This window comes from Dysgonomonas sp. ZJ279 (assembly GCF_011039205.1).
Classification (GTDB): Bacteria; Bacteroidota; Bacteroidia; order Bacteroidales; family Dysgonomonadaceae; genus Dysgonomonas.
This window is the reverse complement of the sequence record NZ_JAAKEL010000005.1, coordinates 210,950-236,482: the sequence shown is the minus strand read 5'-3', so window position 1 is coordinate 236,482 and position 25,533 is coordinate 210,950. Positions and strand designations below refer to the sequence as shown.

Genomic DNA, 25,533 nt, shown 5'->3' with positions numbered 1-25,533 from the left:
GCGGACATCTGTTTGACAATTCACGACAAATAAAAGATACTAAATCGGTACCCGGTCTTTTTTCTAATTTGGAAAAGATTTATTTTCAAATATATAGCGACCGGGGTTCAAACCCCGTCTTTCGCTCTTAGGATGCTCGGATGGTGGAATGGTAGACACGCAAGACTTAAAATCTTGTGACCATTAGGTTGTGCGGGTTCAAGTCCCGCTCCGAGTACAATTTAAAAATCAGGCGATTACTACAAAAAGTAATCGCTTTTTTTGTGTTTTTACCCCCCCATATAACACATCAAAAGCATACTATTCTAAGACGGTTTTACACGGTTTAAGGCATGTTGTTCAGAAATAGTTCAGAGTTTTTAAATCATCTATATAGAATTGCCAATTATTACAATACAAATTTGATTTAAATAAGTATCTTATACTGAATACCATATCCAATAATTTAGGTGCAGAACATATCTCATTTTCCTAAAATGAAAGAAAAGAAAGCTACCAACTGCTCTCTTCCCAAAAAGCCGATATAAACACCAACCAAAGAAATATTAATTAATAACAACAATATTTCAACCCTCAATCTATCTATTGACTTACTTTTTTTCATCATATATTGTAAATTATAATAGTGAATACTTTAATTTCCCTCTATGCCAAGTGCATTCAAATCTGCTTTTTTCATAACCTTTCTGTGGGTAAAATTAAAAATTTATTTCAAAAAAGCAAATCAGTTTATCTAATAAGTATAAGTTACCACTTCCCTGTCCAAAAAAACAGATGGAAGAGAAAATTTCACAACCTATTATTGGGGTTCGTTGAATGAATTACCCATATACTTAAAATCACAAATAATATTATGCTCACATTTAAGAATATAATCAGGCGGACTAAACAGCCAAAAACAGCATATCAAAAAACTATATATTCCAAAAATATCTATCCTAACGACTCAAGCCATAAAGAGTAGAAAAAAATAGAATAATCAACTAACTATAAGAATAATACAGGCTAGTACACTTCTTGAAATTTTGTGATCACCTCCATTTAGAGTAACTGTTAAATCTAACCGACACAACACTTCAGTGTCATTTTTCAAAGTCTTAAAATCAAAATTGAAAGTCACCTGTTGATTTTAGTAAATACATTCGCACAATCGTTAACAAATCATAATCAACAAGAATATAATATAGCAAAAGCCACTATAAAAGCCTCGTTATTAATATATTTTAATATAACAAGTATAGCTCTAATATTCAATGCAAAACACCCAAATCAACATATATTTACCTACTATTTTTTCATCTGAAAATTTGGTAGTTATGTTTGTTTTATTAGAGAGAGAGAGAGAGAGAGAGAGAGAGAGAGAGAGAGAGAGAGAGAGCTTAATATACAAAAATTAAAGCACACAAACAACCAGTCAAATTTTCTATCTAACATATATAAGATCCGAATAATTTCTATGCAGGAATTGTTTGGACTTTTTCTGTTTTATCACATCCTGTTTTCACCTCGGAAAGCGTCTATAAAGAACAAAGAGAAGTCGAACTCTTTATTCGAAAACAAGAGTTTCAAATCATTTATCATAATAAAAAAAAATATTATTTCTACTTGCAAAGTATCGCGAGTAGAAATCGTACATACACATATATAATGATCAGATTACTAAAATAATATACCAACTAATCATAAAAACAAAAAATCATGAAAAAAAGGATCTGAATCAATTCAGTCTCAAATCACTAAAAGAAAGACGATTAAATTAACCAAATCTTAATTAAAAATATGAATATGCATACAATAAAACATTTATTCTATAAACACAAAGATCAAATATACAGGCTGACCTGTCTATTGATTTTTTGTATAGCAACTACAAGTATTTATGCCCAAAATGTAACCGTATCGGGTACTGTAAAAGATGAATCGGGAGAAACATTAATTGGGGTAAATGTTCTTGTTAAAGGTACTGCTCAGGGAACGGTCACAGATGTAGATGGTAAATTCACGCTATCTTGCCCACCTGCCAGCACATTACAATTCTCTTACGTTGGTTTCACAACAAAAGATGAAAGAGTGGACGGCCGAAGAGAATACAACATAGTCTTGTCAGAAGACTCTAAAATTCTCGACGAAGTGGTTGTTATCGGTTACGGTACAACTACCCGTAGAAGCGTTATCGGAGCTGTAGATCAGGTAAAAGCAAAACTTATCGAGAACCGTCCGGTGGCAAATCTATCTCAAGCCCTGCAAGGAACTGCGGCCAATCTTGTTATTCAACAAAGAAGCATGAATCCGAACGATAATAGCATGAATATCAACCTTCGTGGTATTAGTACTTTAGGTAATAATAACCCTTTAATTGTTATCGATGGATTAATCGCTTCCGACATAAATAATATGAACGAATTGAACCCGAACGATATAGAAAATGTGTCTATATTGAAGGATGCAGGTAGTGCTGCAATTTACGGATCGCGCTCGGCAAACGGTGTTATATTGATTACAACTAAGAAAGGTAGATTAAATATGAAGCCCATTGTTAGTTTTAGCGCTATGCTTGGTAGTCAGAATCCAAATGTTTTAGCTACTCCCGTAAAAGGTTATCAAAATGCTCTATTACGCAATGATGCTTATGTAAACACAGGACAGAATCCGATATATTCATCTGAAGAAATTCGCCAATTTGCAGAAGGCGGCGATAGTGAATATTTCCTTAAAGGGATTCTTAAAAATGCATTGCAACAAACCTATAATATGAGTGTACAAGGAGGATCGGAGAACACTACCTATATGGTTTCCCTCGGCTATTTCAATCAGGACAGTAACTTTAAAGGTCCCGACTATGGAATCAAGCGTTACAACTTACGTACAAACCTGACAACAAATATCGGACGTCTAAAAATTACATCGATAATGGCATACGACAGATCCGAAGGAAAATCATTCCAAGGAGATACAGGTTTCTTGATTGCAAACAGCTCCCGTCTTCCTGTCTATAATAATTATATATTAAAAGACGAAAATGGACGCTATTACAACAACGATGTATTGACAGGAGGCAACCCATTAGCCGAATTAGAACATGGTGGATATATTAAAACAGACAACGACCATTTCCAAGGAAGTTTAAATGGTGAATTCGAAATAATAAATGGACTGAGAGCTAAAGGATTAGTAGGATTCGAACTTCGACCCGAACACCGCCTTATCAGACGTTTCTACTGGCCTATATACGGTCTTGACGGAGGTGATACGCCTGTGAATGCAAACAGCTCTAAAGACTATCACATAGAGGATTATAACGGAAAATCTACTGTACTGAATCTACAAGCAATGCTTGATTATAATCGTACTTTTGGTAAAGTCCATAACGTAACAGCTCTGGCAGGGTTCTCAAATGAATCATACAGACAACAGAGAAACGAAATTAAGAAACAATATGTAGATCCGGTATTAGGTATTCCTATCGAAGGTACAATTATAGATCCGAGTAGCTATAACACCGTAGGAGGTACTACCGAGAGAAGTATTTATTCTTGGTTTGGACGTGCAGGCTATAATTACAACGAGAAATATTATGCTGAAGCAAGTTTCCGTTATGATGGTTCTTCTAAGTTCACTAAAAACAACAGATGGGGATTCTTCCCTTCCATGTCTTTAGGATGGAGAGCTTCCGAAGAAAGCTTCTTAAATTATTGGAAAGAAAACATAGGTGATTTCAAAATTCGCGGTTCATACGGAGAACTTGGTAATCAGGATATCGACGATTATCAGACCTTTACCACTTATGTTATCTATCAAAATCAATACGGTTTTAATAACACAGCAACACCCGGAACTGGATATACCTTTGGCAACCCCGATTTGAAATGGGAGACAACAGCTTCATTCAATATTGGAGCAGATTTCACCTTCCTGAACAATTCATTAACGGCGTCGGTCGATTACTTCCACAAAACAACAAGAGATATTTTATTAACTCCCCAAACACCTATGGTTGTAGGTGGTGCCGTACCTAAGGCAAACCGTGGAGAAATGAAAAACCAAGGATGGGAAGTAACCCTCAACTATTACCTCAGTCATAGTGGATTTAATCATGCATTCGGCTTCAATATAGGAGATTCGTGGAATGAAATAACCAAGTTTGAAGGTTACCAACAGATTGATAAATCGGACGAAATAGAGCGTATCATCCGTGTCGGACTACCACTATATTCGTATTATGGATATAAAACCGATGGTTTATTCCAGAACGAAGAAGAAATCAAAAATTCGGCACTTCCTGTCGGAGTGTTGGCTCAACCGGGAGATATCAAGTATATAGACCGCAATGGCGATGGTATAATTGACGACCAAGACCGTTTCGTATTAGGAAATGCTTTCCCTAGATATACTTTTGGTTTCAATTACGATGTTAATTGGAAAGGTCTTGATTTCAACATGCTATGGCAAGGTGTAGGTAAACGTGATATGGCAGTACGCGGCGAACTTTTCGAACCGTTTCATGGTGGATATTCGTTCGTTATGTTCGAACATCAACTTGATTACTGGACTCCTGCAAATACCGATGCACGCTGGCCTCGTCTTACAGCTCCTTCTACGTCATCTACAACGAACAACTATGGAAAAGGATCTGATTTTCAGATACAAAACGCAGCCTATGTACGTCTGAAAAACATTCAACTCGGTTACACACTACCTAAAGAATGGACTAAGAAAATCGGCATTGGCAAAGCTCGTTTTTATGTTAATGGACAAAACCTTCTGACTTTCACCAAAAACTCCTGGATAGATCCTGAATCGTCTGAATTTGGATCAAATATGGATAGTAAAGGAGCAAATAGTGGACGTAACTATCCATTTTTGAAATACTATGGTGGTGGTATAGACATTGAGTTTTAAGTAGAAAACAAATAAATAAAACAACATGAAAATGAAATTTATAAAATATGGTGCACCAATCATTCTTTCGGCGAGCCTGCTACTCACCGGATGCGTTGATTTGGATATTGAGCCTACCGATAAATTCACGGACGCAACATATTGGACATCTGAAGAAAAAGCCAACTCTGTGGTGGCAATGGGATATCGCCAGATGTTTGACAGCAAATATATATTTAATGATGAAATATTGAGTGACAACGTCTATAATGGTTATGGAACCACTGACGAAAAGAGTATTTCTACAGGAATTGCCGATGCTTCTACCGGACGTTTTGCGAGCCAGTGGGGAGACTATTACGGAGGAATAAAAACTTGTCACACTTTCTTAGCCAATATCGATCGCATAACCAACATCGATGAGAAAGTGAAACAAAACAGAATAGCCGAGATTCGTTTCATCCGCGCTTATCTATATTTTCAACTAACTACCTGGTATGGTGATATTCCTCATTTCACAGAAGATATATCACTCGAGCAGGGTAAAACTGTTCCACGTAAACCTCAAAGTGAAATACAGGCATGGATACATAAGGAATTAGAAGATGTAGCAGAGATTTTATCGACCCGCGAGGAGTATGCAGATAAGGATAGAGGGCGAGTTACGGCTGGTGCCGCAATAGCCTTGAATGCACGTGCTTACTTATATGAGAATAATTATGCAAAAGTGGCTGAATATACTGATAAGCTGGTAAACTCGACAAAATACGGAAGCTATTCTTTATTCCCTGACTATGAAAAACTATTTTGGGTAGCCAATGAATATAATGAAGAAATAATTCTGGATTATCAATTTGTACCCGAATTGAGGCTATGGAGTAATCTGGTCGATTTCGCTCCCATGTCGGCTGATGCTCGTCTTTGCTCTGCTGCACCCACACAAGGTTTAGTAGACAGCTATTTGATGCTGAATGGTGAAAAATGGACTACCAGCGATCCTGATTATGCTAATCGTGATACAAGAATGGGGGCTACCATTGCATACGACGGTTCGAAATGGATAGACAGAAATGGTAACGAGTACACGATTGTTACTCATCCTGATGGAGTTGTTCCCGATGGTAAAAAATCAGACAAATTTACCGGCGCAGGTACAGCACAGACAGCCACAGGCTATTATTACCGTAAATTCTGTGATCCATCGCCGACAGCTTACAAAGGTGGGGGCTGGGATTCTAACTTGAATCTTCCTTTGATCCGTTTCGCCGATGTACTTCTAATGCATGCCGAGGCTAAAAACGAATTGGGTCAAATGGATAATACAGTATGGAATCAAACAATAAAATTGCTAAGACAAAGAGCTAAATTTTATAATGTACCTAAAGCAATGAATATGCCTAGTACCGACAAAGGTACCTTGCGCGATGTTATCCGCAACGAGCGTCGCTGTGAGCTAGCTCTCGAGGGATTACGCATATTCGACCTTCGCCGTTGGAGGACAGCCGAGATTGTATTGAGAGAACCATTCCGTGGTGCTAAATTTGATAAGAGCAGTGGAAGTTATAATTACATTCAGTATGCCGGAGGAAATTTCAGTAAAGACCGTGATTATCTATGGGCAATACCGAGAAAAGAAATTCTTCTAAATAAAAACCTAACTCAAAATCCTGGATATTAATTACATAATAGGATTAGAACATTATTCGTTTACCAATAAATATAAATAAAATGAGAAATAAAATATTATTGATAACTGTTTCTTTACTCACTCTTATCTCTTTTACAAGATGTAGTGATGACAACGAGTTCAAGGAAGTTAAAGTAACACCGGTTGTGACTTTTTACTCACCGGATAACAATAGAAATGTAATATTACAAAGTTCTGCCACAGCAAGTTTATACTTCGAGTGGGAAAAAGCCACTGCTGAAGACAACGGGCTAGTGTATTATGATGTATTGTTCGATAAAGTAGACGGCGATTTTTCGAATCCTCTATTTGTTGTAACTGCCGACAATAAAGGAATTAGCACAGGTGCTAGTATTACACATAAAGTCCTGAATAAAATTGCAGGTCTGGCAGGAATAGCATCAGCAGAGGAAGGTTCTATTAAATGGACTGTAATGTCTTCAAGAGGTCTAACCCAAACTAAAGCAGCAGCAGAAAGCCGTATAATTAATCTTACTCGAATAGCAGGTATTGATGCTCCGGACGCACTTTTCTTAACAGGTGAAGGTACTGAAAATGGGGGTGATATATCTAAGGCGTTAACAGTAAAAGGACTAGAAGGTGGTAATGAATTTGAGATTTTCACCAAACTACTTGCAGGGAAAAAATACTATTTCGTAGATTCTAAAAACGAAGCCAGAAGAACCTTTTCAGCAGAAGCAACAGGAAAGACGTTCAAAGAAAATACTGATGGAGCTACGGTGAAAAATGATGGTGTATACAGAATTAATCTCGATTTTAGTACAGGAGTCTATACAATAACAGAGATAACAAAACTAAGCTTATTTTTCTGTCCTACTAATTCATTGTTATTTGATCTCGATTATAAAGGAAACGGAATCTTTGAAGGTCAAGGTTTTGTAGAATTCAAGCAAGAAAGTTGGGGTAGAGACCAACGTTACAAATTCCAAATGGAAATAATCAATTCAAGCGGCCAAAGTCAAACAACACAGTGGGGTACAAAAAATGGTACCGATTCGGCACCGGGATCTGCTGATGAGAAAGCATATTTCTTGATAAAAGAAGTAAGTGTTAACCAATGGGACGATAAGTGGAAATTTATGAGTGATATAGATATGGCGACAGCTAAAATAAAAGTTTACTTCCAAGCTGATAATGAATATACACATACAGTAGAAAAGGTTAATTAATAAAATCAAATGTTTAACAATAAGGGTAATCATATATTATCCTTATTGTTAATATGTTTAATCAAAAATAACACGAAATGAATAAATTATTATTAATACCCTTTATAGCTCTATTTGTAGTCTCTTGTGACAACTTTGAAGATGAATACATTGAGACAAACCCAACCTATGCCATTAACTGGGAGGCCGCAGCAGACAGTAGCAGCTCGAGCTTTGTAAGTGTTTATTGGAACTCTACCAAACATCATTTCAACAATGATAACTTTGGCAACATCGGGCAATATGATTACTGGCCCGAAGCACATGGTCTCGACGTACTGGTAGATGCTTACGAGAGAACCGGAAACGAGATTTACAAACAACGTATTTATGAGTTTTACGAAGGAGTAAAAGCAAAAAATGGAGGTAAATTCTGGAATAACTATTATGATGATATGGGTTGGCATGGCATGGCTCATCTAAGAGCGTTCGAAGCAACAAACGATGCCCGTTACGAAGCATCTGCTAAACAGCTATGGGAAGATATTATCGTTGGTTGGAACGACTACGATGGTGGTGGCATTCCTTGGAATCATGAAGATAATGATGCCGGAAAAAGCAAAGGTATTCCATCTAATGGGCCTGCAGCTATTATAGCAGCTCGCCGTTATCAGAAATATCCGAACGAAGTAGTTAATGGAGCCGATAATTTGGTATGGCTTGGCAGAATCTATGACTGGATGAAAGAAAATAGAGTTGTTATACAATCGGGGAGAGTTTTTGAAAACATTGATGACAAAAATGGCGATTGGACCTACAATGCAGGGACTTACATCGGTGCTGCTTTAGAGTACTATAATATTACCGGAAACAAAGTTTATTTGAATGACGCGATTAAGACAGCCGATTGGACAACATCTACATTGATAAACTCCACAAATTCGGTTTTATCAGATTGGGCTGAACAACAAGATCACGATGTAAACTTATTTAAAGGTATCTTTATTCGCTATTTCACTGAACTAATCATGCATAAAGACTTACCGGAAAGCACCAGAAAGAGATATATCGGCTTCCTGAAAAGGAGTGGAGAGTCTCTATGGACAAAAGCAACAACAAAAAGCCCTGTAGTTTTATATGGTTATAAATGGTGGGAACTACCTAATGGAACAACTGCACTGCGTACACAACTGAGCGGATGCATGTTAATGGAATCATTAGGCAAGTTGAAAAAAGAAGGATATATTGAATAGCGGTTTAGATAGTAGTGGAGATAAATATTCATTACATTCAAACCTTTTGTATTTTATATGAGTGAAACACTGGGAATGACCGGATTTAAGCAGATGACTTGAATCCGGTTTTTCTTTACGGTCAGTAAGCATAATATTCATATTCGAGTACCGATAAACATACTATACCACTCGACACTTACTTAAGCAACAAAAAAATACCCGATCAGTATTTACTAGGTACATATCCTATCAACTTCTCCAGCTTCTTAATATACACATGAAGAAAATATAGAGGAATAGCACCAAATACGCCGAAAGAACAATCTATCAATCGCCAGTAAAAAGGAATACCTCTTATAGCTCCACATATCAAAGCTAAAGGTATAACGCCCAAACAAGCTATCATCCCGAAATAAACAATCCATATATTGCGAACAGGTTTTACGTAAAGCCCGATAAAAGCTACAGCAATAACCAAATGAGAAAAAGCAAGCCAGTCTGTACCATAGGCTAAGAAAGAATAATTACGATTGGTATTAACCAACCCCTCATTTACCGTTGCAATCCAATAATGTAAACCCTCATAATTTTCGGGTGAAACACCTTGCGATATGCCTAAGATATTGCAGAGAATAGCCAACTCACTTTCTAACGGAAATGCAGTTACACCCCATATAACTAGCGAAAAGATATACAGTACGATCAGTCCCCTGATAATAAATAGTAATCGTTTTTCTTCATTTTTTTCTTCCATAGCCGACAAAGTTTAAGTTAGTAAAGTTAGTGAATTACTTCTTCTTCGTATCCTCTTTCACCTCAAAATCGACAGGTTTTACTTTTGTCATCAAATCGAGTATTTTAGCCTGACGCTTTAAGATATAGGCAGATGGTTTAGCTGAATTAAATTTCTTCGGATTGGGCAATGTCGCGGCAATCAAGGCACACTCGCCTGCCGTCAATTTTTTAGCCGATTTATTAAAATGCTTCCGGGCAACAGCTTCGGCACCATAAATATTCTCGCCCATTTCTATTGAATTGAGATACACCTCCATGATACGTTCTTTACCCCATATATTTTCGATAAGAAAAGTATAATAAACCTCAAAACCTTTTCGTATAAATGATTTCCCCTGCCATAGAAATACATTCTTAGCTGTTTGCTGGCTAATAGTACTTGCTCCTCGCTGGCGTTTCCCTTTTTCGGCTTCATCCATTGCCACTTGTATCTGCTTGAAATCGAAGCCCGAGTGATCCAAGTATAAATTGTCTTCGGATGCTACAACAGCTAATGGAAGCGATTTAGATATTTCATTCAGTGGAACCCACGTATGATGGTAAACTATCTTCTCCCCATCAAAAAGTTGTTGTACATTGTTAGCAACCATCAATGGTGTATAATACACCGGCACATACTTAAATAAAACGACCTGAAATATGCTAAAAAGGAACAGGAATATAATCAGATTCCTTATCCACTTAAGAACTCTCCGCTTCGGCTTCTTATTTTTCTTCATACTATTATCATTCAAATATCTTCAATATAGACATAATTAAGAAGCTGCAAAATTATACAATATTTTTCCTACTTTTGTAACTATATGTAAACTCTATAAAAAATGATTGAAGTAAACGGAATAACAAAGAGCTTCGGCACGCTGCAAGTACTGAAAGGGATAAACCTTTCGGTAAAACAAGGAGAGATTATATCTATCGTGGGAGCTAGTGGTGCAGGTAAGACAACCTTACTTCAGATCATTGGTACACTAGACAAAGCCGATAGCGGTTCTGTTACTATCAACGGTGTTAATCTAAGTAAACTAAATGATTCAAGACTGTCGGATTTCCGCAACCAAAATATAGGTTTTGTTTTTCAATTTCATCAATTACTACCCGAATTTACAGCACTGGAGAATGTAATGATTCCTGCCTTGATAGGTAATGTAAAAGAATCGCAAGCAAAAGCTAAAGCAAAAGAACTATTGGATATGCTTGGTCTTTCGGATAGGGTGACCCATAAACCAAACGAGCTATCGGGTGGAGAGAAACAGCGTGTTGCTGTTGCCCGTTCTCTTATAAACAATCCTGCTGTAATTCTTGCCGATGAACCGTCGGGAAGTTTGGATACAGAGAATAAGGAGGACTTACATCAACTCTTTTTTAAATTAAGAGATACCTTAGGGCAAACATTCGTAATCGTTACTCACGATGAGCATTTGGCATCTATTACAGATCGTACCGTTCACATGCGTGATGGAATGATAATAGACAATCAATCTATCGATTTATAAATGGGTGCTGCTTCCGATAAACTCTTATACCAGATAGCCCTTACACAAATAAACGGTGTTGGAGATATCACTGCACGCAATATCCTAAAAGCTGTCGGAGACGAAGAGGCTATATTCAGATCGAGCAGGAAATCGCTACTTAGTATTAAAGGTATCGCATCTAAAACCATTGACGAAATACTCAACCCCGAAGTATTAAGAAGAGCCGAACAAGAACTCTTATTTGTAGAAAAAAATAATATAAAGACATACTTTATCAACGATAAAGACTATCCTCATCGATTACGCGAATGTATAGATGCTCCTGTTCTCTTATATTTCAAAGGTGATACCGATTTTAATGTTGATAAGATTGTCAGTATAGTAGGTACTCGCAATTCCAGTAATTATGGTAATAATTTTTGCGACGCTTTTTTAGAAGAGCTGGCATCTGCCCTACCCGATACACTTATCATTAGCGGATTAGCATATGGTATTGACATTAATGCACACCGTTCGGCACTGAAACATAACCTACCAACTATCGGTGTACTTGCTCACGGACTGGATAGAATATACCCTTCGGCACATCGGCAGACAGCCATAGAAATGATTGAACACGGAGGGCTTCTAACAGAATTCCCGAGTAAAACCGAACCTGATAAATTTAATTTTGTCAGACGAAATCGTATTGTTGCAGGAATGGCCGATGCTGTGATTGTAGTAGAATCGAATACAAAAGGTGGTTCACTTATTACAGCAGAAATTGCAAATTCATATTGTAAAGATGTATTCGCTCTACCGGGAAGAATAAATGATCCTAAGTCGGGTGGATGTAATAAGCTGATAGCAGACCACAAAGCCGATCTTTTTCAATCTTTCAACTATTTTATTCAACAAATGGGTTGGGATGACAATTCGGAAAAAACGAAGAAAACTCCTAAGCAGAAAGAATTATTTATCAATCTGAATGAAGAAGAACAAAAGGTAGTAGATGCTCTGTCAACCAACGATAGCCTGCATGTAGATCAATTGGCTTCCGAATCGTGCGTTCCTATCTATCAATTATTTTCAACATTACTCGATCTTGAAATGAAAGGACTGATTAAAAACCTACCGGGTAATCTTTATGCCTTAAACTAATTTAAAAATAGACATAAGTGTCACTTTACTTTTTATATATCTACCTATCTATTTCACTCTGTCATCCCGAACCGAAAGGAGGGATCTGTATACGATAACAGATTGTAATCAAGATCCCTCACTACGTTTCGGGATGACAAAAGATTATATTGTTTGTCCTTTATCTTAAACTCATATTAAAATAAAACAGCCGCACTTTTAGCACGACTGTTATTATTATTCTATTTTATTCAGAAGCTTTTTTCATTAGCCATATTCCACATATTGAGATATGATGCTTTGGTTATATTTACGACTTTGTCCCAATTCAATTTATCTGCATGATCAGTCGGTTGATGATAATCGGGGTGACCGTCTGTATGATACCAGATAATAGGAATATCTTTCTTTGCAAACGAACTGTTGTCGCTACCTCCCACTGGCTTATCCCATGGACGATAATCGGGTTCTAAAGTCAATTTATATTTTGCTATATCGTTTTTTAACCAATCTCCGAATACCGGATGTGCCTCAGTATAAAAGTAAACGACATGATTCGGTTTAGATTCATCTTGATTTCTACCTATCATATCGAAATTTAGATACCCCTTAATTCCTGAAATATCTGGTCTGGCAAGTAAAAAATACTGCGAGCCTAACGAACCTATTTCCTCACCATCCCAAAAAGCAAAAATAATCGAGCGCTCAGGTTGTACTCCCGATGCCAGAAAAGCTTTAGCTATCTGTAATACAGCAGATACTCCCGAAGCATTATCGTCTGCCCCATTGTATATTTTATCGACTACCAATGTGCGATCGGTACCTATGTGATCGAAATGCGCACCAACAATTACAAATTCATTCTTATTTTTTCCTTCTATATACCCAAGTACATTCTGCATCGACAATTTACGATAAGCCGATTGTTTTTTATAGACAGCAATGGAATCGGGATTTACCTGAAATCGCCCACGTATCTGTCTTTCGCGAGCGTAGGCATCGAATGGTTGAAAATACTCCCCTTCGAATGGTTTGATACCCATATCCATTAACGTAGCTTTTATATATTCGGCAGCGACTTTACCACCCGACTTACCCGCTTCACGCCCGCGCAAAGCGTCGCTAGCTAAAAAGCCGATGTAAGCTTCAGCACTTTGACGATTGATTGTTGCCAAACCTTTTTCAACCGGCTTTTGTGCAATAGCCAGACTCGAAACAAATAAAAAAGCAATGATAAATGTAATGTTTTTCATAATCAGTAAAAATCAGTGTAATCCTAAAACCATATTAGCTATAATGATAGACAAGACTATCAGTGTTATCACCACATACATATAATCTTTTTCCATAAGGAAAGCTATAACAGAGAATGCTACACGCAGAATAGGAGTAGCTATAAGCACACACACGCCCAACTGAATAATGGCAGCACCATCGAAAGCCATCACGCGCGGTATAATGGTAGATAGTTCTCTCAAGTAATGATCTACACCGGGAAACGTCTGATCATCGGGGATCGGCGAATAATCGGGACGTACACCATTTCGTTGAAAGAAGTAGATAATACCCCCAACTAATGTTATACCACAAGATAGCATAACACCATAGCGAAGTAGTTTGCCAATGAAAAGCTCCACATCACGTTCGGCCCAGAATTCTTTTGTAAATAAATGTTTCATAATATCTTACAGTTTTCCGGTTATACCATTATACATCATCGAAAGGGCAAGGAAGAAGATAACGACACTAAAAAGTAATCGTAATTTTTTCACATTCGTCTTTGGTAATATCTTCGAGCCGAAAAATGCTCCCAAAAGAACACCTACCACAATAGGCATAGCCAATCCGGGATCGATATATCCACGTTGCAAGTATATTACGGCACTCGCAGCAGCTGTTACACCGACCATGAAATTACTGGTAGTAGTAGATACTTTAAACGGTATTTTCATCGTACTATCCATTGCTAATACCTTCAATGCTCCTGATCCGATGCCCAACAAACCTGAAAGTACGCCCGCAAGGCTCATCAAGAGATAGCCTCCAACAACATTGTGAACATTATATTTTACAACCTGCCCATCGCGTGTCGGATACGAACCATTCAATTTTAACGTCGCACCTAGTTTATCTCCAGGTGCAGCATAATCTATATTGTCATCCTTTTTACTAATGGATCTTATTGCCGAAAAGATAAGCACACAGCCAAATATTATAGCGATATACATCTTATCGAGATACATAGCTACAATTGCACCACCAACAGCGCCCGTAGTAGTAGCTATTTCTAAAAACATACCAATGCGCACATTGGTTATCCCCTCCTTTATGTAAGCCGCTGCCGCCCCCGACGAGCTGGCGATGGATGTTACCAGAGCTGCACCAATTGCATAGCGCATATCTACACCAAAACCCAGTGTCAGCAGTGGTATTACAACTACTCCACCTCCCAATCCGGTGAGCGACCCCAGAAAACCTGCAAGACAAGCCCCCAGAAACAAAATAAGAGAGAATTCTATTAAACCTAACTCCATCTTTTAATTTTTTCTTCTAATAATTAATGTATGCAAAGATAAACTTTTGATAGCAGAAATCGGGGAGATAAAAGAAAAAAGACTTGGTAATTAGGTTACCAAGTCTTTTCTATTAACTCTTGAGATATACTATTTCATATTATTTCTTCACAGAAAACTTGAAGATAGTATGGCTTGTATATTTTTCTCCCGGACGAAGCGTAGCCGTAGGCCAGTCTTTCTTGTTAGGAGTATCCGGATATTTTTGAGTTTCGAGGCAAACTGCTGTTCTTTGTTGATAAATAATGCCTTTTTTACCGGTTACTGTTCCATCAAGAAAGTTTCCTGTATATAGTTGAATACCCGGCTCTGTAGTATAAACACTAAGTACAATACCTGTTTTAGGTGATTCTAATGTAGCTGCTACTTGCGATATATCGTTGTTTGTATTCAGCACCCAATTATGGTCGAAACCACGTCCGTTTTTCAATTGCTCGAATGCAACATTATCTATTCTACTACCGATAACAACAGGTGTGCGAAGATCCATATCTGTTCCTTCTACTATTAATATTTCGCCAGTAGTAGCAAATGTAGAATCGATCGGAGTGTATTTATCAGCATTGATAGATACCAACCATTCTGAATTCTTCACGTTTGCATCACCATCCAGATTGAAATATGAGTGATTTGTCATGTTGATTACAGTCGCTTTATCTGTTGTTGCTTCGTATGTAATATCAATAGCATTCTCGTCTGTCAACGAATAAATCACTTTACATGTTAGGTTACCCGGAAAACCTTCTTCTCCATCTACCGATGTGTAAGTAAGTTCAAGAACCTTGTCATTCAGTAAGTTTGCATCGAATATTGCATATTGAAATCCGTTAGGGCCACCATGCAATGTATGATTACCATTGTTTTTAGGTAAATTATACTCTACACCATCCAATTCGAATTTACCATTTGCTATTCTGTTCGCATAGCGACCGATAAGTGCACCAAAGTCTGATGGCACGTTAATGTAATCCTGAATAGAATCGAAACCTAGAGCAACATCTTTCATATTACCATCCTTGTCTGGAACCATAATAGATACTATACGACCACCAAAATTGGTGATACAGACTTCCATGCCGCCTGCATTTCTCAATACATAAAGGTCGGTTTTTTTACCCTTAACCTCTGTCTCAAATTTCGTTTTATCAAGCCCCGAATCGGTAAGCTTTCCTACTTTTGCCGGCTCTGTACAGCTAACAGCTAACAAAGCTACTGCTATCATGCCTAAAAATGTCTTCTTCATAATACTAATACTAAATTTATTTATTTTAATGGATTCGCTTTTACTCCTTCATTTGTTATCACAACAGGTTTTATCAGACCATTATCGTCGAAAAATATTTCGTCGATACATGTTACTCTATGATTTCCGTCGGTTTCGGTCAATGGACGACGGTGATAAACAATATACCATTTGTCTGATTTAGGCTCATGAATAATTGAGTGATGACCTGCGCCTGTAGCTATTTTGGGGTCTTGTTGCAGAATCTTATCTATACGTTTGAATGGCCCCATAGGGCTATCGGCAATAGCATATCCTACCGAGTAATCAGGACCTGTCCATCCACCTTCCGACCACATAAAGTAATATTTTCCACCGCGCATAAACATAAATGCTCCTTCTACGAACTTGTCGGGTGTTACTTCTTTAAACATTGTTCCGTCAGCCATAGGTACTATAGCAGTAAAATCATCATTCAGTTTTGCAACATTGCAATGTCTCCATCCACCATAATAAATATAATAACTTCCATCTACATCTTTAAACACAAATTGGTCGATTGGTTGTGCTCCATTATAGAACTTATCGATAAGAGGTTTACCTATGTGATCTTTGAACGGCCCTTCGGGTTTATCTGAAACGGCAACACCTATTCCACCGTACTCATTATCGCTTTGAATATCATTACCTCCAAAAAAGAGGTAGTAACGTTTATCTTTTTCTACAATAGCAGGCGCCCATAGAGCTCTCTTAACCCATTTAACGGCAGCAGTATCGATTATACGCTCATGTTTTGTCCAGTTAACAAGGTCGGGAGACGAAAAGGCATCCATAAAGACTTGTTGGTCGTAAGGAGCCGAGTAAGTCGGATATACCCAATATTTATCACCAAAGATTATTCCCTCGGGATCGGCATACCATCCTTCGGCAATCGGGTTACCTGACGTTTTTTCGGGTTGTGTACTGGACTGTTTTGTTTGTTGGCTATACGCCTGCATTGCAACCAAAGCGGCTACAACAAGTAAGAATCTGTTTTTCATTATATTAAATTAATTATCATTTTTGATAAAACTATGTAAAAATAATAAGATTTTGCTATTCCATCCCTTATATTTTGATTTTTATAACCAAAAAACTATCTTTGCTAAGATACTAATCATTCTAATATGATTGTATGTATCTAGCATTTTCCTAGATTTATAATCCTTTAATAATTGAAGACCAATAATGAAACCTCTGTATAGCTTTGATGAAATACTCGACATTGTTAATCTCGAAATAGAAAAAATATCGTATAATCATTATACACCAAAAACGTTATTCGATCCTATTTCATACATTTTATCGCTCGGAGGAAAACGTGTTCGCCCTGCATTGTCGCTCATGGCGTGCAACTTATATCAGGAGGATGTAACTCCGGCTATCCCTATTGCTTTAGGTATAGAAGTATTTCACAATTTCACTCTTTTGCACGACGATTTGATGGACAGAGCAGATGTACGCAGAGGAAAACCCACTGTTCACATTAAATGGGATGACAATACGGCTGTTTTGTCGGGTGATGCAATGTTGATAGAGGCTTATAAAGAGATAGCTAAAGTAAATCCAAAATACCTGCTACCGATACTCGATTTGTTTTCTGTGACTGCTACTGAGATATGTTGCGGGCAACAGTTAGACATGGAATTCGAGAAACGAATGGATGTAACTATTCCCGAATATATAGAGATGATCAGATTGAAAACGGCGGTTCTATTAGGCTGCGCGTTGAAAGAAGGAGCTATAATCTGTGGAGCAGACGATGCTGATGCCGATCATCTATACGACTTTGGAATCAAGATCGGTCTGGCTTTCCAATTGAAAGACGATCTATTGGATGTATATGGAGATGCCGAGAGCTTTGGCAAAAGAATAGGCGGGGACATTTTATGTAATAAAAAAACATTCCTGCTTATAAATGCATTGGCTGATGAATCGGCAAAAAGGGAATTGATAGGCTGGTTTGACAAAAAAGATTTTATCGAAGCAGAGAAAATCAAAGCTGTAACAGCTATATACGACAGACTGAATTTAAAACAAAAATCGGAAAAACTCATCACCGAATATTACGAAAAGGCTATAGTATGCCTAAAGCAGATTAATATAGACGACAGTAGAAAAAAGATACTGTACGATGTTGCTGAAAGTTTGATGTTTAGAAATTCTTAAATAAAGTAAAGGATATATGCCTTACCGTCGCCTACCTAATACTGACAATGCACGAATAAAAGCATTAAAGACAGCCATAGAGAAAAATAGTTCTCTCTTCGGGCAGGACGTAGTAAGCTTGGATGTGAAAAAGCTGGAAGTGATGCTTCGTACTTTTGAGACATCGCAAAATCATTATAGAGCAAGTTTGGATACGCAAGCTACTGCAAACAGAAAGATGCAGAAGCTTATCAAAAACGCACGCCTTTATATATCTCACTTTATTCAGGTATTCAACTTCTGTGTGATTCGTAATGAGATAAAAAAAGAAATGAAATTTCTTTATCATCTCGATCCTGACAATTATACCATCCCCGATCTTACAAGTAATGAGTCTTTACTCACATGGGGCGAAAATATTATAAAGGGAGAACAAGCCCGCCTTGCACAAGGAGGTATCCCTGTCTACAACCCAACTATTGCACGCGTCAATGTAGCTTTTTCCCAATTCAAGGATGCTTATATTGCTCAGAAAACATATCAAAACAATACCGGCAGACAATTGGAAGCATTGAGCGTTCAACGTAAGGATGTCGACAAAGTTCTCCATGAACTTTGGAATCAGATAGAAGCGTATTTCGCCTATCTGCCTAATGAGGAACGATTGAAAAAATGCAAAGATTTTGGAGTGGTGTATTACCTCAGAAAAGGAGAAAGAGAAAATGAAGATAATTGATACTCATTCGCATATTTATGCTGATGAATTTAAACATGATATAGGTGATGTTATCACCAGAGCGAAACAAGTAGGAGTCGATAAAATATTATTACCGAATATAGATTCTTCGACAATAGACCAACTACACTTATTAGTCGACAACTATCCCAATTACTGCATCCCGATGATGGGACTGCATCCGACGAGTGTCGGCGACAACTGGAAAGATGAACTAGCGATTTTGAAAGAACAATTTAGCAAACGATCTTATATTGCCGTTGGCGAAATAGGTATAGACCTTTATTGGGATAAGAAACACGAGGAACAGCAAAAGGAAGCTTTTGAAGAACAGCTTCGCTGGAGCATAGAGTATAATCTTCCTGTCGCCATCCATTCGCGCAACGCTATATGGGAATGTATAGAAAGCATCAAAAAGGTGGGAAGTGATAAACTAAGGGGTGTATTCCACAGCTTCGGAGGAACAACAGAAGAATTGAAAGAGATATTAGCTCTCCAAAATTTCGTGCTGGGTATCAACGGGGTTGTTACATTCAAGAATTCCTCTTTGTCAACGGTACTGAAAGAAACAGACCTTTCGCATATTATCGTAGAAACCGATTCGCCGTACCTTAGCCCTATCCCTTATAGGGGCAAAAGAAATGAATCGTCGTACACGATCAAGGTAATAGAGAAATTAGCCGAAATATATGGTATCAGTCCTGAAGAAGTAGGTAATATTACGACCGAAAATGCAAAACGATTATTCAGAATAGAAAATTAATCTTATATTTGCCGTCGCAATTTAATAAGGAGAGGTGGCCGAGTGGTCGATGGCGCATGCTTGGAAAGCATGTAAACGGGTAACTGTTTCGGGGGTTCGAATCCCTTCCTCTCCGCAGAAATAGGTTTAAAACGTTGAAGGCTAAAGCTTCCAACGTTTTTTCATGTCTACCTGCGTCAGTAATGCGTCAATACTCTAGCAAATGCGATTTATAAAACAAATATCTGATTAGCATCAGGTAATCGGAATCAACCATTCCAACTATACCTAAAAGAAACTCTGATAGAAGCAAGGCTTTATACGGCTCTTCTTATCTACCTGTTTAACGAAAATGAGATTTGCAAAAAGTATCTTCATTTTCGGGCACGAATAAATCCAACAAACCATTCATATCGTATTTTGTTTTATATAAAAAACTATAAGATATTTTCTACGGTAAATTTTATTCGTAATTTTAATGGATAAATAACCCCTAAAATTGATCAGATATGGACTTTGAAGAACTATCTAAGAATTACATGGAAAAATACAATGAATTAACTGTCAAAAGGGATAATTCTGATATTAAGAAAACAGTCGAAGACATCAACATTGCAATCAAAGGATCCAATATGGAAAGAGTGAATGCCGACTATGCCACAATTTTAGACTGGAACTACTATGTAGCCAATATTGAAGGAATAAGGGCAGCACTAAACGGACAATTCCCTTATTTAAGACTACCTTCTGCCGATATGTTCTCTGTTGCTTTTGACGGTAGTGATAAGAAATGGAAATTTAAAGGAGAGATCCATTAAGAACGGTTCGTTGTAAAATAAACTTTTCCTTATCGATCTTTTGTGCTTGATTAATTGTTATAACTTCGAGATGCGACATTAAACATGTCTTCTACTTAGCAGATATAATAATTAATCTTATAATTCAATGCTGTCATGAAAGTCGATATAATATTTCTAGTCGTAAGTATAATTCTCTTTGTCTTAAGCATTTCTTACTGGTTTATATCGGGATTAGTAAAGAGGCGTAAACCCGACCTGTCAATAAAATACGACAAAATAGGCGGCTTTATGTTTTTCACCTCTTTATTAGGTTTTACATTAGCATTGCTGTTCTGGTTAGTTATTTGAATAAAATACGGAGGGTATGTCATAAGTAATTTTTCGCATGATATTGTCATACTGAACAGAGAGAAAGATCTCTTATTGATAGTCAGGATTCTTCACTTCGTTCAGAATGACAAAAGAGAGTAACACTTAGACGGTGTACATTTACCTAAGACATAACCTTTTCTTAATCTATCAAAATTCTATATCTATTCGTTTATATCTTCATTTATAATTCGAACATCACGAGGTCCATGAAATGGCACTTCTTCATGATATTCGACAAGTTCACCATTGAGGAAATGCAATAGATAAATACGACCGGCAACAGGTGTGAAACGCAGCACCTCGAGCCTTCCATCGGCTGTCTGAGAAGCCACAACCAAATCATATTCTTTTCCAACAATACTTAATGCTTCTTTCTTAGTCATTCCGAGTTCTAATTTTTTAATCTTAGAATTAAGATTTGCAACCCCGAATGTAGAAGCACAAGATGTTAGCACAATTACCAATAGTAGCGAATAAAGTCCTTTTCTTATCATAAAAATTAAGGTTTAATTAATAGTGTAAATATATATAGTATAGTTCGACGACTCAATATATAATACTTAAATAAATCTAATACAACAACCTAAATACATTGTCGCAATGTTATACTAGATAACAGATTTATTTAAAATTTAGTCTTACACAACAATTAAAATTTTACGATTATGGATAAAGATTTGAAAGACGAAGCTCTAAGAGCAAAAGACAAACTGGAAGGTAAAATTGAAAGAGCTGTAGAAAAAACGAAAAAGGTTATCGATAATGCCAAACATGATGCTAAAATCAAAATCAGCGAAGAGAAAGAAATAATTAAAGATAAAATACATGATCTGAAAGACAAAGATCACAAACCTAAGGCTAAGAAATAAGTTTCTCCTAATTATTAAGATTAGAATATCATAAACTATGAGCAAATATAAGAACATAGGCATATTAGCAGGAAGTGTCACATTGGCTATTGGCACTGCACTTATCCTCAACTCGTGTAATACGATACCAAAAGGTGTGTCGGCTGTAAAACCATTCGATAAAGATAAATATCTAGGCAAATGGTATGAGATAGCGCGTCTCGATTTTCGTTTCGAAAAAGATATGAATAATACTACCGCCGAATATTCGTTGAATAAAGATGGTAGTATCAAGGTTGTAAATCGTGGCTACAACTACAAGAAAGGCGAAGAGAAAGAAGCTACCGGAAAAGCTAAATTTGTTGATTCGGCTGATGAAGCGAAGCTTAAGGTATCCTTTTTCGGTCCGTTTTATGCAGGTTATAACGTTATCGATATAGATAAGGATTATAAATATGCATTGGTTGCAGGCAAAAACTTCAACTATCTATGGTTATTATCGAGAGAGACAACAATGCCAGAGAAGATAAAAGAATCGTATCTTCAAAAAGCACAGGATTTAGGTTATGATACGTCTAAATTAGTTTGGGTAGAACATAACAGAAAATCCGACAAATAATTCTTTTTAAATTTCCATACCAATATCTCTAAAGATCGAAGATGGAGCGTCATAAATGAAGGTACACTATCTAAGTGATACTCTTTTTTGTCATTCTGAACGAAGTGAAGAATCCCGACTCTTCATTGAGAGATCCTTCTCTCCGTTCAGGATGACAATATTATACGAAAAATTACTTGTGCCCCCCCTCTTTGATCTTTTAGAATTATCTCATACCCTTTTTGAGACAAATTCTTCAAAAAAAGAATCCCTGTAAAAATTCCCTATTGCTATCTCGTGCGTCTTTATAAATACATCGTTATTGTCGAACGAATCAATCTGATTGACATTAACAATATAAGATCTGTTGATCCTTTGGAACGTCTTTTGAGGAAGAAGCTCATGCATTGTTTTCAGATTCATCTTTGTTATAATGCGCTGATCTTGCAACTGAATAATTACATAATCTTTCAGTCCTTCTATAAAAAGAATATCTTTCAGGTTCACTTTAAAATAACGACGATCTGATTTTACGAAAATAGATTCGTTCTCTATATTCTCTACATCTATATCCTCCTTTTCTTCTCTCATCAAAAGAGAATGATAAGCGACAGCTTTTTCAACCGCTTTCTTGAAACGATCCAATTCGACAGGCTTAATAAGATAGTCGATTGCTTCCACCTCGTAACTATCCAGAGCATATTCGGCATAAGCTGTTGTAAATATAACCAGTGTGCTTTTAGGAATATCACGGGCAAACTCTATACCTGTTATATTAGGCATCTGTATATCGAGAAATATCAGATCGACAGGTTGCTCCTTTATAAACTTAGCGGCAGAGGTCGCATTATTGAATGAACCGATCAAATCTATTCCACTCACCTCATCTATTAATATTTCGATGGCTTCGCGAGCCAGAGGTTCATCATCTACTATTATACATTTCATATTATAATTCTATTTGCATGTTAACGATATACGACTTATCGTCTTCTTTAATCTCTAATGAATGTCGATCAGCGTATAATAATTCCAAACGACGCTTTACATTTTTTAATCCAAGACCTCCGACACTACTTTTTTCAAATGTAGTAACCGGCTTCGAATTCTCACATCTAAACTCCAATTTATTATTCCATACTTTGAATGTCAGGTATACATACGATTCATTTTCACTATCAGGATTATGTTTCACAGCATTTTCTACAAACGGTATAAATAAAAGAGGTGAAATCCATACTTCATTAATAACACCTTCTTTTGATATTACATACTCAAATTTGTCGCGCCGTATCTTTTCCAGTTTAAGGAAATCATCCAAAAAGCGAATATCCGATGTTAGCAGCACCTTATCCCTCGAACTATCGTTTATCTGATACCTCAATAAATCTTCGAGTTTAAATAGTACTTCCGATGCCTCCTCACGCCTTCTTTTTATCAATACATTGGCATTGTTAAGCATATTGAAAAGAAAATGCGGATTGATCTGGTCTTTAAGTAATTTCAATTCTGATTGTAAAGTTGCGGACTCGAGTTCATCTACCCTCTGCATGTAAGTCATCCAATGTTTGAATAGCAAAACACTACCGGTTCCTGCAAACAGAAAGACAAACGAAATTACTGCCGACAACGAGCTGATTATAGCAAATCCATAGCCAACATCACCTAACGGAGTATCAGACTGATAAATAGACTCTTGAGCGATAAAAATAAGTACAATTATCAAAAACACAACCCCCAGCAAGGATATAAAGTAAAGCCATAGCCTGTTTTTCAATAATAACTTAGGAACCAAACAGTAAATATTCAGATATATCCCACCCATAAATACAAACATATAGAATGCCAATCCGATAGCTTTTTTCACTCCTGCCCCATACTCTCCGGGGGTGTTCCATATAAATCCTGCTGAAATAAAGAAAATCAAGCTCCAAAGCAGCAAATGCCGCCAAACACGCCAACTAGGACTTAATAAGAACTTAGGAACTATATTATTATCAATTTTTATCATCGTGATTCTGTCAATTTATTTTCAAACTAACCATTGTCTGATTTGCGTCCTCATTATTGTATAACGACAATGAATAGCTTTTTTTATACAGCATATCGAGTCGCTGTACAGCCTTTTGATACTCAGGGGCAGATGCTCCAATATTTACATTATTGACTTTACACTCAAGCAAAACTTCATCTTGATGTGCAGATATAGAAACATCGACAAGCCCCTTCTCCTCTTGTTTTGTGGAATTTACCATCAGTTGGATAAAAGGAAGAAAAATTAAAGGTGGAACAAACCTCCCATAAGAATTACCTTCGCTATTCAGCGAAAAGTGCAAAAGTGGTGAATATAATTGTTCTAACTCCAGATAATTTTTCAAAAATGTAATTTCCGACGACAACAATACCTTTTCACGATTACAATCGTACAACTGATAGCGAAGCAATTGACTTAATTTCATCAGCATATTAGAAGCCCTGTCCGGCTCATTCTTAGCTAAAACACCTGTACGATTCAATATATTGAATAGCAGTATCGGACTAATCTGCTCTTTCAGTAGTTCTACCTCCGAATATATCTTATTATTCTCGAGTTGATTAACACGCTTGTTATATTCCATCCAATGCTTTAAAAACACAGGGATAGACATTCCTGCAAAGCATATCAAGTATACAATGTAAGAGGATATATTGTCGAGAAGAAGAAAGCTATAATTGAGTTCTACTCCATAATTCAGTAATATCAGATATTCCATACAATTTTGGATCACCATAAAACAGAACGTAATGAAGAGAATGAGCAGTACGTACACTATATATTTCTTCTTTAGTAAATATTTTGAAGAATATCGGTTTAAGAAGATAATAGTCATATAAGTCGTAAATATAAGACCGGCTACTATATATACCTTATTGCCTAACTCCGGTAATATAGCCTTAAAATTTACCAGTGTCTTATTAATAGCCATGATACCGAAAGCCAAAATTAACAGCGCATACCTCCATATCCTATAGCTAGGATCGATTAAAACTTTATATAAGGAAGATTGTTTTTCTATATTCGTTTCCGGCATACGCTTGTTAATTATCTTCAACATTC

At 36.8% G+C, this 25,533-nt stretch carries 24 protein-coding genes and 2 tRNA genes; 15 read left to right on the top strand and 11 right to left on the bottom strand.

The window, feature by feature from the left end; translation table 11 throughout:
- Positions 1–134 precede the first annotated feature (134 nt).
- From G7Y57_RS09090 to G7Y57_RS09070, 5 genes are all read left to right on the top strand, one after another.
- Positions 135–217 (top strand) — tRNA-Leu (locus tag G7Y57_RS09090).
- A 1,568-nt stretch (positions 218–1,785) separates the two neighbouring features.
- Positions 1,786–4,899, top strand: a complete 3,114-nt coding sequence (locus tag G7Y57_RS09085; RefSeq protein WP_221412122.1) for a SusC/RagA family TonB-linked outer membrane protein — start codon at positions 1,786–1,788, stop codon at positions 4,897–4,899.
- 31 nt (positions 4,900–4,930) lie between these two features.
- Entirely contained in the window at positions 4,931–6,556 is a 1,626-nt protein-coding gene (locus tag G7Y57_RS09080) for a RagB/SusD family nutrient uptake outer membrane protein (RefSeq protein ID WP_221412121.1), read from the top strand.
- Positions 6,557–6,606: 50 nt separating this feature from the next.
- Entirely contained in the window at positions 6,607–7,755 is a 1,149-nt protein-coding gene (locus tag G7Y57_RS09075; protein WP_165022654.1) for a SusE domain-containing protein, read from the top strand.
- 77 nt (positions 7,756–7,832) lie between these two features.
- A complete protein-coding gene (locus tag G7Y57_RS09070; protein WP_165022651.1) occupies positions 7,833–8,987 on the top strand; it encodes a glycoside hydrolase family 76 protein in 1,155 nt (384 codons plus the stop codon).
- A 205-nt stretch (positions 8,988–9,192) separates the two neighbouring features.
- On the opposite strand, the gene G7Y57_RS09065 is transcribed toward G7Y57_RS09070, so the two are convergent.
- Together G7Y57_RS09065 and mtgA are read right to left on the bottom strand one after the other, a co-directional pair.
- A complete protein-coding gene (locus tag G7Y57_RS09065; RefSeq protein WP_165022648.1) occupies positions 9,193–9,723 on the bottom strand; it encodes a hypothetical protein in 531 nt (176 codons plus the stop codon).
- A gap of 34 nt (positions 9,724–9,757) precedes the next feature.
- Positions 9,758–10,483: a monofunctional biosynthetic peptidoglycan transglycosylase gene (gene mtgA / locus G7Y57_RS09060; RefSeq protein ID WP_165022645.1), complete on the bottom strand. Its 726-nt coding sequence runs from the start codon at positions 10,481–10,483 to the stop codon at positions 9,758–9,760.
- Between the two features lie 102 nt (positions 10,484–10,585).
- Here mtgA and G7Y57_RS09055 point away from each other — a divergent pair, with 102 nt between their 5' ends.
- Both G7Y57_RS09055 and dprA read left to right on the top strand, forming a co-directional pair.
- Entirely contained in the window at positions 10,586–11,257 is a 672-nt protein-coding gene (locus G7Y57_RS09055) for an ABC transporter ATP-binding protein (RefSeq protein ID WP_165022642.1), read from the top strand.
- On the top strand, positions 11,258–12,379 hold the full coding sequence (dprA, locus tag G7Y57_RS09050; RefSeq protein WP_165022639.1) for a DNA-processing protein DprA: 1,122 nt from the start codon (positions 11,258–11,260) through the stop codon (positions 12,377–12,379).
- Between the two features lie 230 nt (positions 12,380–12,609).
- On the opposite strand, the gene G7Y57_RS09045 is transcribed toward dprA, so the two are convergent.
- The 5 genes from G7Y57_RS09045 to G7Y57_RS09025 all read right to left on the bottom strand — a co-directional run bounded on the left by G7Y57_RS09045 (position 12,610) and on the right by G7Y57_RS09025 (position 17,151).
- Positions 12,610–13,611 (bottom strand): M28 family metallopeptidase, encoded by a 1,002-nt coding sequence (locus G7Y57_RS09045; protein WP_165022636.1) that lies wholly within the window; start codon positions 13,609–13,611, stop codon positions 12,610–12,612.
- A 12-nt stretch (positions 13,612–13,623) separates the two neighbouring features.
- The gene (locus G7Y57_RS09040) at positions 13,624–14,037 is read right to left on the bottom strand and encodes a DUF1634 domain-containing protein (RefSeq protein WP_165022633.1); all 414 of its coding nucleotides are present in this window, start codon (positions 14,035–14,037) and stop codon (positions 13,624–13,626) included.
- Between the two features lie 6 nt (positions 14,038–14,043).
- Positions 14,044–14,892 (bottom strand): sulfite exporter TauE/SafE family protein, encoded by an 849-nt coding sequence (locus G7Y57_RS09035; RefSeq protein WP_165022630.1) that lies wholly within the window; start codon positions 14,890–14,892, stop codon positions 14,044–14,046.
- Between the two features lie 139 nt (positions 14,893–15,031).
- Positions 15,032–16,174 carry an aldose epimerase family protein gene (locus G7Y57_RS09030; RefSeq protein WP_165022627.1) on the bottom strand — a complete coding sequence of 381 codons (1,143 nt, stop codon included), beginning with the start codon at positions 16,172–16,174 and terminating at the stop codon, positions 15,032–15,034.
- 20 nt (positions 16,175–16,194) lie between these two features.
- Positions 16,195–17,151: a glycoside hydrolase family 43 protein gene (locus G7Y57_RS09025; protein WP_410492641.1), complete on the bottom strand. Its 957-nt coding sequence runs from the start codon at positions 17,149–17,151 to the stop codon at positions 16,195–16,197.
- 238 nt (positions 17,152–17,389) lie between these two features.
- Between G7Y57_RS09025 and G7Y57_RS09020 the strand changes: the two genes are divergently transcribed.
- The 6 genes from G7Y57_RS09020 to G7Y57_RS08995 all read left to right on the top strand — a co-directional run bounded on the left by G7Y57_RS09020 (position 17,390) and on the right by G7Y57_RS08995 (position 20,966).
- Positions 17,390–18,361, top strand: a complete 972-nt coding sequence (locus G7Y57_RS09020; protein ID WP_165022675.1) for a polyprenyl synthetase family protein — start codon at positions 17,390–17,392, stop codon at positions 18,359–18,361.
- 16 nt (positions 18,362–18,377) lie between these two features.
- A complete protein-coding gene (locus G7Y57_RS09015; protein ID WP_165022621.1) occupies positions 18,378–19,076 on the top strand; it encodes a hypothetical protein in 699 nt (232 codons plus the stop codon).
- A complete protein-coding gene (locus G7Y57_RS09010) occupies positions 19,063–19,839 on the top strand; it encodes a TatD family hydrolase (protein ID WP_165022618.1) in 777 nt (258 codons plus the stop codon). Before G7Y57_RS09015 ends, G7Y57_RS09010 begins: the two co-directional genes overlap by 14 nt.
- Before the next feature lie 28 nt (positions 19,840–19,867).
- A tRNA-Ser gene (locus G7Y57_RS09005) sits at positions 19,868–19,954 on the top strand.
- 373 nt (positions 19,955–20,327) lie between these two features.
- Entirely contained in the window at positions 20,328–20,636 is a 309-nt protein-coding gene (locus G7Y57_RS09000) for a hypothetical protein (RefSeq protein WP_165022615.1), read from the top strand.
- Positions 20,637–20,771: 135 nt separating this feature from the next.
- Positions 20,772–20,966 carry a hypothetical protein gene (locus tag G7Y57_RS08995; protein WP_165022612.1) on the top strand — a complete coding sequence of 65 codons (195 nt, stop codon included), beginning with the start codon at positions 20,772–20,774 and terminating at the stop codon, positions 20,964–20,966.
- Positions 20,967–21,151: 185 nt separating this feature from the next.
- Here G7Y57_RS08995 and G7Y57_RS08990 read toward each other — a convergent pair whose 3' ends face one another.
- A complete protein-coding gene (locus G7Y57_RS08990) occupies positions 21,152–21,484 on the bottom strand; it encodes a hypothetical protein (RefSeq protein WP_165022609.1) in 333 nt (110 codons plus the stop codon).
- A 171-nt stretch (positions 21,485–21,655) separates the two neighbouring features.
- Between G7Y57_RS08990 and G7Y57_RS08985 the strand changes: the two genes are divergently transcribed.
- Both G7Y57_RS08985 and G7Y57_RS08980 read left to right on the top strand, forming a co-directional pair.
- Entirely contained in the window at positions 21,656–21,859 is a 204-nt protein-coding gene (locus tag G7Y57_RS08985; RefSeq protein WP_165022606.1) for a hypothetical protein, read from the top strand.
- A 37-nt stretch (positions 21,860–21,896) separates the two neighbouring features.
- A complete protein-coding gene (locus G7Y57_RS08980) occupies positions 21,897–22,457 on the top strand; it encodes a lipocalin family protein (protein ID WP_165022603.1) in 561 nt (186 codons plus the stop codon).
- A gap of 210 nt (positions 22,458–22,667) precedes the next feature.
- Here the strand turns inward: G7Y57_RS08980 and G7Y57_RS08975 are convergent, their stop codons facing one another.
- The 3 genes from G7Y57_RS08975 to G7Y57_RS08965 are packed head-to-tail and all read right to left on the bottom strand — an operon-like array spanning position 22,668 to position 25,531.
- Positions 22,668–23,384 carry a LytR/AlgR family response regulator transcription factor gene (locus tag G7Y57_RS08975; protein WP_165022600.1) on the bottom strand — a complete coding sequence of 239 codons (717 nt, stop codon included), beginning with the start codon at positions 23,382–23,384 and terminating at the stop codon, positions 22,668–22,670.
- A gap of 1 nt (position 23,385) precedes the next feature.
- Positions 23,386–24,447, bottom strand: a complete 1,062-nt coding sequence (locus G7Y57_RS08970; protein ID WP_165022597.1) for a sensor histidine kinase — start codon at positions 24,445–24,447, stop codon at positions 23,386–23,388.
- Between the two features lie 10 nt (positions 24,448–24,457).
- Complete coding sequence (locus tag G7Y57_RS08965; RefSeq protein WP_165022594.1) at positions 24,458–25,531, bottom strand: sensor histidine kinase; 1,074 nt, start codon at positions 25,529–25,531, stop codon at positions 24,458–24,460.
- Positions 25,532–25,533 lie beyond the last annotated feature (2 nt).